Source organism: Pantoea brenneri (genome assembly GCF_038594305.1).
Classification (GTDB): Bacteria; Pseudomonadota; Gammaproteobacteria; order Enterobacterales; family Enterobacteriaceae; genus Pantoea; species Pantoea brenneri.
In genome coordinates this window covers 91,247-104,669 of the sequence record NZ_JBCGBG010000009.1, presented here as the reverse complement: position 1 = coordinate 104,669, position 13,423 = coordinate 91,247, and the positions used below count along the sequence as shown (strand labels likewise).

The following is a 13,423-nucleotide window of genomic DNA, read 5'->3' as shown; positions in this document are numbered from 1 at the left end:
GTTCCGGGTCGCGGCCTTGCCCCGTTGCCCACAATGTCGTTTGCAGCGATTTAAGGTTCACATGCAGACGACGTTAATGTATTTTTATTCACTATTAATGCATGAATATTGATACATCCTAACTCAAGGACCGTCAACAGTGAAGACAAAATTACCGCCTTTTATCGAACTCTACCGCCAGTTGATCGCCACACCGTCAATCAGTGCAACCGATGCCGCACTGGACCAGAGTAATGAAACTTTAATCAATTTGCTGGCTGGCTGGTTTCGCGACCTCGGCTTCAGCGTTGAAGTTCAGCCGGTGCCCGGCACCCGCAATAAATTTAATATGCTGGCCCGGACCGGTGACGGCGCAGGCGGGCTGCTGTTAGCCGGTCATACTGACACCGTGCCGTTCGACGATGGCCGCTGGACCCGCGATCCCTTTACCCTGACCGAGCACGACAACAAACTCTACGGCCTCGGCACCGCAGATATGAAAGGCTTCTTCGCCTTTATTCTCGATACGCTGCGGGATGTGGATGTCACGACGCTGAGCAAGCCGCTCTACATCCTCGCCACCGCCGATGAAGAGACCACCATGGCCGGCGCTAAATATTTTTCTGAATCGACCCAGCTGCGTCCGGATTGCGCCATCATTGGCGAACCGACCTCACTCAAGCCGGTTCGCGCGCACAAAGGGCACCTGTCGAATGTGATCCGTATCGAGGGGAAATCGGGCCACTCCAGCGATCCGGCGCGCGGCGTCAACGCCATTGAACTGATGCATGAATCGATCACCCATCTGATGCAACTGCGCAATACGCTGAAAGAGCGCTATCACCACGATGGTTTCGCTATTCCCTATCCCACGATGAACTTCGGGCATATTCACGGTGGCGATGCGGCTAACCGCATCTGCGCCTGCTGTGAACTGCATATGGATATCCGGCCGTTGCCGGGCTTATCGCTCAGCGATCTGGATGGACTGCTGAACGACGCGCTGGCCCCGGTCAGTGCGCGCTGGCCTGGCCGTGTGACGGTCGCAGAGCTGCATCCGCCGATTCCGGGTTACGAATGCCCGGCGAACCATGAACTGGTCAGCGTGGTCGAGAAATTACTCGGTACGCCAACCGAAGTGGTGAACTACTGCACCGAGGCACCCTTTATTCAGCAGCTCTGCCCGACGCTGGTACTGGGTCCGGGCTCGATCAATCAGGCGCATCAGCCAGACGAATTTATTGATACCGCATTTATTAAGCCGACGCGGGCGCTTATCAGTCAGGTTGTGCAGCATTTTTGTCACTGATTAACAGCAAATGGGGCATTTCACTGTGATATCAGTAAAATGCCCGGTCATTCTGCGGGATTTAACAATAAGAATAACTTATCCCGCTCCGTCCCAAATAAATTCCATGAATTTCGGTTAGTTAGCCGCATGTTCGCCCCACTTTAACGCATTTGACGTGGACAGGTTTACGTGGCTAGATAAAAGACGTTGTTATGCCCACCGGGTAACTATCCAGATATTTTCAGATTGCAGACAGGCGGCAACTGAGCAAATTCCCCGTACATTACCGGGAAGATAAAGTTGCTGCTTTTTCTGCTGCCTGAAAAGGGTCGGGTGTAGAAGTTTTTCAAGACGATAAGGGTGTCAGGGTCCAATGAACGAACAATATTCCGCAATGCGAAGTAATGTCAGTATGCTCGGCAAACTGCTCGGGGATACGATTAAGGATGCGCTGGGCGAGAACATCCTCGACCGGGTGGAAACCATCCGTAAGCTCTCCAAGTCATCCCGTGCAGGTAATGACACTCATCGTAAGGAACTGCTTAATACGCTGCAAAACCTCTCCAATGACGAGTTACTGCCGGTGGCCCGCGCGTTTAGCCAGTTTCTGAACCTCACCAACGTGGCTGAGCAGTACCAGACCATCTCGCACAGCGGTGAAGGCGCAAACCATCCTGAACTGCTGAAAAAGACCTTCGAGACCCTGAAACAGCAGAAAGATATCAGCGAAACCGCGATCCGTGAGGCGATTGAGTCGCTGTCGCTGGAGCTGGTGCTGACTGCGCACCCGACCGAAATCACCCGCCGCACGCTGATTCACAAGCTGGTGGAGGTCAACAGTTGCCTCAAGCAACTCGATCACAGTGACATTTCCGATTACGAACGTAACCAGATTATGCGCCGTCTGCGCCAGCTGGTGGCGCAGGCCTGGCATACCGACGAGATCCGCAAATATCGTCCGACCCCGATTGATGAAGCCAAATGGGGCTTCGCCGTGGTCGAGAACAGCTTATGGGAAGGCGTTCCGGCTTTTCTGCGCGAGCTGAACGAGCAGGTCGAAGAAGCCTTCGGGATTAAACTGCCGGTCGATTTCGTGCCGGTGCAGTTCACCTCATGGATGGGCGGCGATCGTGACGGCAACCCTAACGTCACAGCCGCCATTACCCGCCACGCGATGCAACTGAGTCGCTGGAAAGCGGCCGATCTGTTCCTGCGTGACATTGGCGTGCTGATCTCTGAGCTGTCGATGTCGGAGTGCAGCGAAGAAGTGCGCGAACTGAGCGGCGATCCGGACGCGCTGGAACCTTACCGGATGATCCTGAAACGTCTGCGCAGTCAGCTGATGACCACGCAGGCATTCCTTGAACGTCGACTGAAAGGCGAACGTCTGCCGCGTCCGGCGGACCTGCTGGTCTCCAACGACCAATTGTGGGATCCGCTGTATGCCATTTATCAGTCACTGCAGCAGTGCGGCATGGGCATCATCGCCAACGGCCAACTGCTGGATACGCTGCGCCGCGTGAAGTGCTTTGGCGTGCCGCTGGTGCGTATCGACCTGCGCCAGGAGAGCACCCGTCATACCGAAGCCATTGCGGAAGTGACCCGCTATCTCGGCCTCGGCGATTATGAAAGCTGGTCCGAAGCGGACAAACAGGCCTTCCTGATCCGCGAATTGAATTCAAAACGTCCGCTACTGCCGCGCAGCTGGGAACCCAGCGATGAGACGCGCGAAGTGCTGGAAACCTGCCGCGTTGCGGCTGAAGCCCCACAGGGCTCGATCGCCGCTTACGTTATCTCAATGGCGAAAACGCCGTCTGACGTGCTGGCGGTCCACCTGTTACTGAAAGAAGCGGGCATCAACTATGCCATGCCGGTGGCACCGCTGTTTGAAACGCTCGATGACCTGAATAATGCCAACGACGTGATGAGCCAGCTGCTGAGCATTGACTGGTATCGCGGCTTTATTCAGGGCAAACAGATGGTGATGATTGGCTATTCTGACTCGGCGAAAGATGCCGGCGTCATGGCAGCCAGCTGGGCGCAGTATCAGGCGCAGGATGCGCTGATCAAAACCTGTGAAAAAGCCGGGATTTCGCTGACGCTGTTCCACGGACGCGGCGGCACCATTGGCCGTGGCGGCGCACCGGCACATGCGGCTCTGCTGTCACAGCCACCGGGCAGCCTGCGTGGCGGCCTGCGCGTCACCGAACAGGGCGAGATGATCCGCTTCAAATATGGTTTACCGGAAGTCACCATCGCCAGCCTGTCGCTCTACACCGGCGCGATTCTCGAAGCGAACCTGATGCCGCCGCCGGAGCCAAAACGCGAATGGCGCGACATCATGGATCAGCTCTCTGCCGACTCCTGTGCGATGTATCGTGGCTATGTGCGTGAAAACGAAGATTTTGTGCCTTACTTCCGTTCAGCGACACCGGAGCAGGAGCTGGGTAAACTGCCGCTGGGCTCACGTCCGGCCAAGCGTCGTCCTACCGGCGGCGTAGAGTCGCTGCGTGCGATTCCATGGATTTTCGCCTGGACGCAAAACCGTCTGATGCTCCCTGCCTGGCTGGGTGCCGGTGCGGCGCTGCAACAGGCGATGGCGGCGGGCCATCAGGATCAGCTGGAAGCGATGTGCCGCGACTGGCCGTTCTTTTCCACTCGCCTCGGCATGCTGGAGATGGTGTTCTCGAAAGCCGACCTGTGGCTGGCGGAATATTACGATCAGCGGCTGGTCGAAAAATCACTCTGGCCGCTGGGCAAACAGCTGCGCGACCAGCTGGATGCGGATATCAAAGCGGTACTGACCATTGCTAACGACTCTCACCTGATGGCCGATCAGCCGTGGATTGCTGAGTCGATTGCGCTGCGTAACGTCTATACCGATCCTCTTAACGTGCTGCAGGCGGAACTGCTGCATCGTTCACGTGCTCAGGAAGCCCGTGGTGATGAGCCGGATGCACGCGTAGAGCAGGCATTAATGGTGACCATTGCGGGTGTGGCAGCCGGCATGCGCAATACCGGTTAAGCCGGTGCAGGCGCGGTATTCGCGCCTGCTACTGATAACAAAAAAGTCGGGATAAGCCCGACTTTTTTATTGGCTGGAGCGGTCGAATCAGGCGGCCGCGACGGCGGGACGCACCCCCAGAGTGTGGCAGATGGCATAACTCATTTCGGCACGGTTCAGCGTGTAGAAGTGGAAATCTTTCACGCCTTCGCGCGACAGAATCTTCACCATATCCATCGCGATGTTGGCACCTACCATTTTGCGCGTCTCAGCATCATCATCCAGCCCGGCAAACATTGCATTCATCCAGCCCGGCACGCGTACATTGGTCAGCGTGGCGAAGCGTTGCAGCTGTTTAAAGTTCGACACCGGCAGAATACCGGGCACGATCTCTACGTCGATACCGGTCGACACACAGCGATCGCGGAAGCGTAAATAGCTTTCGACGTCGAAAAAGAACTGGGTGATCGCCCGGTTCGCGCCGGCATCAATTTTGCGCTTCAGGTTAATCAGATCGGCCTGCGCGCTTTTGGCTTCCGGGTGGACTTCCGGATAAGCCGCAACCGATATATCAAAATCACCAACCTCTTTCAGCAGCGAGACCAGATCGCAGCCATACATTTCTGGCTTACCGCCGCCTGGCGGCAGGTCACCGCGCAGCGCCACGATATGGCGGATACCGTTGTTCCAGTAATCCTGCGCGATGGTGCGTAACTCTTCTCGCGTGGCATCGACACAGGTCAGATGCGGCGCGGCTTCCAGACCGGTGCGATCTTTAATCCCTTTGATGATGCTGTGGGTACGATCGCGCTCGCCAGAGTTCGCGCCGTAGGTGACAGAGACGAATTTTGGTTTCAGGCTGCTCAGGCGATCGATTGAGGTCCACAGCGTCGCTTCCATTTCGCTGGTACGCGGCGGAAAGAATTCAAATGAGACATTAATTTGCCCGTTCAGCTCTGCCAGGCTCTGGTTTAGCGCTTCGCGCTGATTGGCATGAAAGAAACTCATCCTGCATCCTCATCGATCACATCGGTTAACTGTCGATCTGTAAACATCCATACGTTTAGACGTCCAGATGTTCAAAATGACCGAATCCAGCATCAGCGTCAACTAAAAAATGATCAACGGCGGTGATAAATTTTCATTCAACCTGAAGGTAATTCATGATGGGTGTGGATTAAAGACGAGAACAGGCGCCGAAGCGCCTGAGAAGAAAGGATTACAGCAGTTGCGCCAGGCGATTGATATCTGACTGAATGGCGCCCGCTGTGACATCACGTCCCGCACCCGGACCGCGGATCACCAGCGGATTATCACGATACCAGCGGCTTTCAATGGCAAAAACGTTATCGCACGGCAACAATGCGGCCAGCGGATGCTCCGGTCGCACGGCTTCGACGCCGACCCGGGCTTTGCCGTTGCCATCAAAACGGGCAACATAGCGCAGCACTAAGCCCAGCTCCTGCGCAGCTTCCAGTCGTTGCAGCATCTGCTCATTCAGCTCTTCACCATTTTCAAAGAAATGGTCGATCGAACCCTGCTGGCCGTTATCCGGCACCAGAGATTCAACCCGAACCTGATCCGGTTCGATGTCGTATCCCGCTTCACGCGCCAGAATCACCAGCTTACGCATCACGTCCTGTCCGGAGAGATCGACGCGCGGATCGGGCTCGGTTAAACCCTGCTGCCACGCCTGATCCACCAGCTCGGTGAACGGCACCGTGCCGTCAAACTGCAGGAACAGCCACGACAGCGTGCCAGAGAAGATGCCGCTGATCGCCAGGATAGTGTCGCCGCTGTCGCGCAGATCGCGCACCGTGTAGTTAATCGGCAGGCCAGCCCCTACCGTGGCGTTATATAACCAGTGACGCCCGGTTTTGGTAAAGGCATCGCGGATTTGCCGCCACGTCTGGCTGTCCGACGCGCCCGCTACCTTATTAGCACTGATGACGTGAAAACCGTGACTGGCGAAATCGAGGTACTGCTGCGCCAGCGGCGTGCTGGCCGTAACGTCCAGCACCACTAAGTCGTCAAACGGGTGCGCCCGCATCCACAGGAACAGCGATTCTTCATCACGTTCTACCGCTTCATCATCAAAGAAGGCCAGCGCCCGGCTGGCGTCCAGTCCGTCGTAACTCAGCAGGCTACGGCGGCTATCGGCCACACCGGCCAGCACAAATTCAAATCCGGTACGGGCCGACAGGTTTTCGTGATCACGCGCAAACAGTTCCAGCCAGCGCGAACCGATATTACCTTTACCGAACAGCATCAGGCCAATGCGCTTTTCCGCCCGGAACAGCGACTGGTGCAATCCCTGGATCAGATGACGGGTCGGACCGACGCGCAGCACCGCCACCACGCTGATGTGCTCTTCTGACTGCCAGATAAACTCTACCGGCTGGTCTTTTAACTGCTGCCAGAAACGGTGGGTATGCAGCGGATTGCGGGTGACGCCCGCGCCCACCAGCGCCACCAGCGCCAGCCCATCACGCAGTTGCAGATGGCCCGGCAGACCGGCATCCTGGAGCAGCGAAAAAGCGCTGTTGACCACTTCTGAGGTGTAGCAGAGCTGCAGCAGTTGGCGGTCGGGATGTACACCCACCGCCAGCGGACGTAGCTGGGCGCGCTTCAGCAGCAGATCGATCTCTTTATGCAGCAGGCTGAAATCGTGCTGTTCCGGCAGCAGAATCTCAATCAGGCAAACGTCATCGTGACTGGTCACAATACGGGCGCCGGTACCGGAAGCCAGTACGCGCTCAATGCGGGTTGAACCCTGCTCCGGCTGGTAGCTGCAGCGCAGTTGCAGATCAATGTCGCTGCCCGAGACCGGCTGCAGTGTGCGGGTATGCAACACCGGGGCGGCAAGGCGCGCCAGTTCACTGGCTTCATCCAGCCTTAACAACGGCAGCAGACAAGCATCCGACACTTTACGCGGATCGGCACTGTACACGCCGGCCACATCGCTCCAGATGGTGACGCGACCAACGCCCGCCAGCGCGCCAATCTGCGTCGCGGAATAGTCGGAACCGTTACGTCCGAGCAGCACCGTTTCACCGGCGTCGTTACGGCTGATGAAGCCGGTCACCACGATGCGCTTGTGCGGATGTTGTGCCAGCAGGGTTTGCAGCAGTGGCCACGACTTGCCTTCATCCACCTGCGGTTGCGCGGCCCGTTCAGCACGCAGAAAATCGCGCGCATCCAGCCAGCAGGCCTGCATATCACGCTGGCTCAGCACCGCGGCCATCAGGCGGGCCGACCAGATTTCACCGTGCCCGACCACTTCGGCATACACCGCGTCCGTCAGCGTGCCATCCAGCAGGGCGGCCAGCTTCTCCAGATCGCGGATGAATGCCGAGACTAACGGTTCAGCGATCTCAGCAGGCAGCAGCGCGCTAATCAGCTCGCTTTGATAACGCCGTAAAGCCTGTTGCACCTGGTGCGCAGACAACCGATCGCTCTGGCTGAGCTTCAGCCAGCTAATCAGCTGGTTGGTGGTCGAGCCTGCCGCCGACACCACCATCATGTCGCCCGGCTGGCTGTAGTCCGCCATAATACTGGCCACACGCTGATAGCAGCGTGCATCCGCCAGGCTACTGCCGCCAAATTTATGCAACTGCCTGATATCCGGCGTTCCCGCGCCTGCTGAAATCGTCATGCTTAACCCTCGGCTGCGATCCGGAATGCATTATCCAGATCGGCAATTAAATCTTCGTGATCTTCGATGCCGACAGAAACACGCAGCAGCGTGTCGGAGATGCCGGCTGCGGCCCGTGCTTCTGCCGACATTCCCGCATGCGTCATGGTCGCGGTGTGGGAAATCAGACTCTCCACCCCGCCCAGTGATTCCGCCAGCGTAAATAGCCGCAGCGCTTTCAGGAAGCGGCGCAGCAGGGCCTCATCACCGTCGACCTCGAAGCTCAGCATCGCACCAAAACCGCGCTGCTGGCGCACTGCATGTTCGTGTCCGGCGTTTTCCGGCAGCGAAGGATGATACAACTTTTTCACCTGCTTCTGTTGCTTCAGGTAATCAACAATTGCTAATGCGTTGCGTTGCGCCGCAGCCATGCGTGGCGCTAAGGTACGGATGCCGCGCAGCAGCAGATAGCTATCAAACGCCGAACCGGTGACGCCAATGTTGTTAGCCCACCACGCCAGGTCGGTCGCCAGCTGAGGATCTTTGGCAATGACCGCGCCCGCCACCACGTCAGAATGACCGTTGAGGTATTTGGTGCAGGAGTGGATCACCAGGTCCGCGCCCAGTGCCAGCGGATTCTGTAACGCCGGACTCATAAAGGTGTTATCCACTACGCTGAGGGCGCCAGCAGCGCGTGCGGCGCCGCAGATCGCACTGATATCGACCACGCGCAACAGTGGATTGCTGGGGCTTTCGATCAGCACCAGCTTCGGTTTTTCATCCAACGCCGGCTGCAGCGCATTCAGGTCACCCTGATCGACAAATTTCACCCGATAAGCACCGCGCTTGCTCAGGCTGTCAAACAACCGGTAGCTGCCGCCATAACAGTCGTGTGGTGCCACCAACAGGTCGCCAGGCTTCAGGAACACCGTCGTCACCAGGTGAATAGCCGACATGCCGGTATTGGTTAATACCGCGCCTGCCCCGCCTTCCAGTTCGGCCAGCGTCCGTTGCACCACATCGCGGGTTGGATTACCGCGACGTGAATAGTCATGTGCGCGTGGCTCGTTGAAATCCAGGAAGTTATAGGTGCTGGAGAGGTGAATCGGTGGGACAACGCAGCCATATTGCTCGTCATCATTCAAACCGCTGCGTACTGCGATGGTTGCCTGTTTGCGCGTCATGGGGCTTATTGTTCCTGAAATGTGAAATGTTGAGGCACAGGATATCACCCTCTAATTAGACGTCAATACATCTGGACATCTAAATGTCTTTGCGTATAGATTGAGCAGAAACGCAATAACCGCTAAAATTATGCGTCATCGCCTGGCGCTCACCCGATAATTCAGACGCTGTGAGCGAAGAAAACCCGCCATATCAGGGGTCAGGCAGGGAAAAATCAGGCATAATTCGCTGATTTCCTCACTTTTAACGTTTATTAATTAAGGTATCCCATGGCTGAATGGAACGGCGAATATATCAGCCCGTACGCCGAGCACGGTAAGAAGAGCGAGCAGGTCAAGAAGATTACGGTTTCTATCCCATTGAGCGTGCTGAAGATTTTAACGGATGAGCGTACCCGTCGTCAGGTCAACAACCTGCGTCACGCCACCAACAGTGAGCTACTGTGTGAAGCGTTTTTGCATGCTTTTACCGGCCAGCCACTGCCAGATGATGTTGACCTGCGTAAAGAGCGCAGCGATGAGATTCCGGAAGAAGCGAAAAAGATCATGCGCGACATGGGTATCGATCCAGATACCTGGGAATATTAATCCGTCAGGCCTGTTTCGCTTAACATCGCTTTGTTTCAGATGAGCAGTCTCCGCAAGGGTGCTGCTCATCTGACCTTAATCTGTGGTGACGCATTTTCTATCTTCCCGCCTGCCCCGCCATTCTGACTTTTTTCAGTACGATTTATTCGTATAGTAATAACATCCATCGCATTTTTATATTATCGGGATATTTTCATTCCAGGATGAGATTATATTCAATTACTGAATGGAGGAATTACTATTGTTCCTGATTAGCTGACTCCGTAAGATTTCCGCCAAAGCAATGAGTCTGCAGGAAGCATGATGGCACTGAAATCTATAACAAAAAAACAAAAGCGCTTATTTTTAATTATTAATCTGTTTACCCTTTCGGCCTTTTCCTTTTCCGGCCTGGCAAATGCAGTGCTGCCGGTGGCAGAAAAAAACAGCGAAGCTAATGCACTTTTACAGGACCAGATTCGCAAACAACAGTTAATCCCCAAACCACAAAAAAGCGTATCTGAGAAAAAGGGTATTGAACGTCAGGCGATCCGTTTTCCACACGAATCGAATTGCTACCAAATTGATAAGGTTTATTTACGTCAGGATAGCAAAAAACTTCACCTTGAAAAATTACGTTATTTTACCTCTCAGGCCGAAGGTCAATGTCTGGGTATTGCGGGCATAAATCTGCTGGCAAAAACCCTGCAAAACGAAATTATCAGGCTGGGCTATATCACCACACGGGTTAACTTACCCAATCAGAATTTATCAGATCATGCGTTAACCTTTGAAATAAATGCCGGTAAAATTGGCAATATCGTGGTTAATAAAGCCAGCGGCGATTATATCAGTCTGCGTAATACCCTGCCGCTGAAAGCGGGCGACATCCTCGAACTAAGCGATCTCGAACAGGGCAGTTTTAATCTGCAGCGCGTACCGGGTTCGCAGGTCAGGATCAATGTATCACCTGGCCGTGAGAAAAATAAAAGTGATCTTTATATCCAGCGCGAACAAGATAAATACTGGCAGGTGGGGGCGTGGATCAATGATGCGGGTTCGGTCTCAACCGGGCGTTATCAGGGAGGCGCAGCACTCTATTTAAATAACATCACCTCACTGAGTGACACGCTATATGCTTCCTATGGCCACGACATCGCGCCAAAACATACCGTAAAAGGTAACAGTAATAAATCGATTGGCTATTCTGTTCCATGGGGTTACTGGTGGCTCGATCTGTACGCCAGCCAGAGCCAGTATCAACAATATATGATCGGTAACTGGACCAACTGGCGGCTGAATAACAAAAACAGCTACTACAGCGCGCAACTTAATCGCCTGCTCTCGCGTACCGAACATCAGACTACGACGGCTGGCCTGCAAATATTCAATACCGAATCCCGCTATGCGCTCAATGGTTTCGATCTCGTCAGCATGCATAAGAAAAATGCGGGATGGAAAGCCGTACTGCAACATCAGCTCAGTTACGATAATGCCGGTCTGGCAGCCAGCCTGAGTTACCAAAAAAAGATGCCATGGTTTAATAGTCATCAGACTGTTGAGCAGGAATATAAACTCATCGATAAAGAAGGCAGGATTGTTACCTTAGATCTGCAAGGCTCCGTGAACTTCCTTTTTTACGGTAACTGGCTGAACTATTCTCCCCATTTTAGCCTGCAATATTCACCCGATAATGTTTCTTCGCTGAGTCGTTTTTCACTGGCAAATCGCTGGACGGTACGCGGATTCGATGGTGAAAATTCGCTTCAGGATAATAAGGGATGGTACTGGCGCAACGACATCAGCTGGATATTTCCCGACAAGGCCATACAACCTTATATCGGCGTTGATGCAGGTCAGGTTTATGGCCATCAGAGTCAACAATATTACAACGGGAAAACGGTTATCGGCAGCGTCGTTGGCTTGCGAGGTAAATATCAGCAAACCTACCTTGATCTTTTTTCCGGCACGCCTCTTAAAAAGCCACAGGGCTTTCACACGGATCCCCTTACGCTGGGTTTCTCTCTGCAATGGAAATACTGAGAAAAGGAGGAAAATTTTACCATCACTACCGTTAAACAGAGTTTAAAAACATCATTACTTAAAGGGATAAAAATGAAAAGTCTTAAAATTAATTTATTATTTCTGGCGACGTTAGCTACGCTCAGCAGTCAGTCTTCCTTTGCTGCACTTGATCTTTACACCCATGCAAATGGTGCAACGGTGGTTAATATCAATAAAGCCGATGCGAATGGTCTTTCGCATAATATGTACCAAAAATTCAATGTCCCTACTCAGGGCATGGTGATTAATAACAGCACCACCGATTTAATCCGTGAAAGCGGTAATCTTTCTCACAACAGTAATCTGGACGGCCCTGCCAGCCTGATTCTTAATGAGATCATTTCAAAAAATCCATCTTATCTCAACGGTTATATAGAAGTTGCTGGCCAGAAGGCTGATGTGATTATCGCCAACCCTAACGGCATTAGCTGTTCTGGCTGCGGCTTTATTAATACCGGCCGGGCCACGCTCACCACCGGCACGCCAACCTTCAGCGATGGTGCATTTACCGGCTTTAACGTGGCACAGGGTTCGCTTGCTGTCAGCGGTGATGGCCTGAAAGGGGCAGATTATACCGACCTGCTGGCGCAGCAAATTAACATCCGCGGTCAGGTAGAGACCAGCCAGTTGAACGCTATCGCCGGTAGCTATGATTACAATATTGCTTCCGGCCAGGTGACGGCAGCGGAAAACAGCGTGCGTTACGCTAACAGTATTGATGTCAGCGCGCTGGGTGGCGTAACGGCGGGGATCATTCAACTGCAAACCACTGAGGCGGGTGCCGGGGTAAATAATAACGGCATACTAAATGCCGTCGGCCTTTCTATCACCTCTGATGGTGCGCTGATCAACAACGGCACCGTTGAAAGTGGCTTTATTAACGCCAAAACTCGCAGCGGAATTATTAATAATGGTCAGCTTTCTTCCCATCAGACAGTGCTGCAGACAGCCGGCTCGTTCACTAACAATGGCACAATTAAAACCACTGATTCTATTGATATCATCAGTGATGGGGCAGTCTTTAATAGCAGTCATGGGCAAATCGATGCAGCTGGAGATATCGGTATCATTGCTCAGGCCGGTAATATTGATAACGCCGGTAAAATCACCAGCGGGAAAGATCTGACAATGCTGACCGGCTTTGGACTGGTTGGTGAAGAAGTTAAAGCTAAATTCAACACCAGTCTGCTTAATTCCGGCTCAATGCAGGCCAATAATATCAGCCTGCTCGCGGTAAACGAGATTAATCTGTTGTCAGGTGGAGACGTCACCGCGCAAGGCGCAGCATATATTTCTGCTGCAAAAGTCTCTAACGACGCGGCCCTCATCGGACAGAGCGCTTCCGTCGCGGCTAAAGAGGTGCGGAATAGCGGGGTGATGCAGACTACCGGACTGTTAAGCGTAGAGGGCAAAAACGGGATATATAATACCGGCAGCATGGAAGCGGGAACGCTGGCGCTGATTACCGATGAGAAAATCAGTAATTCATCCTGCGTATGGTGGGTATTTTGCACCAAAGGCACCATGAAGGCCGATAAAATCACCATTACTGCGCCTAAGATCGCGAGTCTGCGTGAGCTGGATGGCAACTATACGACGCAGACCCTTGAACTGAATAAGCCTGTAGCACCATCAGAACCGGGCACCAGTTTGTAATAAACCTACCCGCCAGTAAAAAAACGCTATAAAAAAACCCAGCC

Annotated in this window: 8 protein-coding genes; 5 read left to right on the top strand and 3 right to left on the bottom strand. The window is 53.8% G+C overall.

The features are described 5' to 3' along the window. The first annotated feature begins 139 nt into the window (after nucleotides 1-139). Together argE and ppc are read left to right on the top strand one after the other, a co-directional pair. Nucleotides 140-1,288 (top strand): acetylornithine deacetylase, encoded by a 1,149-nt coding sequence (gene argE, locus AABB92_RS21765; protein WP_031377643.1) that lies wholly within the window; start codon nucleotides 140-142, stop codon nucleotides 1,286-1,288. Nucleotides 1,289-1,643: 355 nt separating this feature from the next. Continuing rightward, complete coding sequence (ppc, locus tag AABB92_RS21760; RefSeq protein ID WP_046289526.1) at nucleotides 1,644-4,295, top strand: phosphoenolpyruvate carboxylase; 2,652 nt, start codon at nucleotides 1,644-1,646, stop codon at nucleotides 4,293-4,295. Nucleotides 4,296-4,382: 87 nt separating this feature from the next. Here ppc and metF read toward each other — a convergent pair whose 3' ends face one another. The 3 genes from metF to metB form a co-directional block, all read right to left on the bottom strand. After that, nucleotides 4,383-5,282 (bottom strand): methylenetetrahydrofolate reductase, encoded by a 900-nt coding sequence (gene metF / locus AABB92_RS21755; RefSeq protein ID WP_031377644.1) that lies wholly within the window; start codon nucleotides 5,280-5,282, stop codon nucleotides 4,383-4,385. Between the two features lie 211 nt (nucleotides 5,283-5,493). After that, nucleotides 5,494-7,929 carry a bifunctional aspartate kinase/homoserine dehydrogenase II gene (locus tag AABB92_RS21750; RefSeq protein ID WP_046289525.1) on the bottom strand — a complete coding sequence of 812 codons (2,436 nt, stop codon included), beginning with the start codon at nucleotides 7,927-7,929 and terminating at the stop codon, nucleotides 5,494-5,496. Nucleotides 7,930-7,931: 2 nt separating this feature from the next. After that, nucleotides 7,932-9,092 carry a cystathionine gamma-synthase gene (metB, locus tag AABB92_RS21745; RefSeq protein ID WP_031377645.1) on the bottom strand — a complete coding sequence of 387 codons (1,161 nt, stop codon included), beginning with the start codon at nucleotides 9,090-9,092 and terminating at the stop codon, nucleotides 7,932-7,934. Between the two features lie 270 nt (nucleotides 9,093-9,362). Here metB and metJ point away from each other — a divergent pair, with 270 nt between their 5' ends. The 3 genes from metJ (at nucleotide 9,363) to AABB92_RS21730 (ending at nucleotide 13,379) form a co-directional block, all read left to right on the top strand. Continuing rightward, nucleotides 9,363-9,680, top strand: a complete 318-nt coding sequence (gene metJ, locus AABB92_RS21740) for a met regulon transcriptional regulator MetJ (protein WP_003851225.1) — start codon at nucleotides 9,363-9,365, stop codon at nucleotides 9,678-9,680. 300 nt (nucleotides 9,681-9,980) lie between these two features. Continuing rightward, nucleotides 9,981-11,702, top strand: a complete 1,722-nt coding sequence (locus AABB92_RS21735; RefSeq protein WP_238585877.1) for a ShlB/FhaC/HecB family hemolysin secretion/activation protein — start codon at nucleotides 9,981-9,983, stop codon at nucleotides 11,700-11,702. A 72-nt stretch (nucleotides 11,703-11,774) separates the two neighbouring features. After that, nucleotides 11,775-13,379, top strand: coding sequence for a filamentous hemagglutinin N-terminal domain-containing protein (locus AABB92_RS21730; protein ID WP_031377647.1), 1,605 nt, complete (start codon nucleotides 11,775-11,777; stop codon nucleotides 13,377-13,379). The last annotated feature ends 44 nt before the right edge of the window (nucleotides 13,380-13,423 follow it).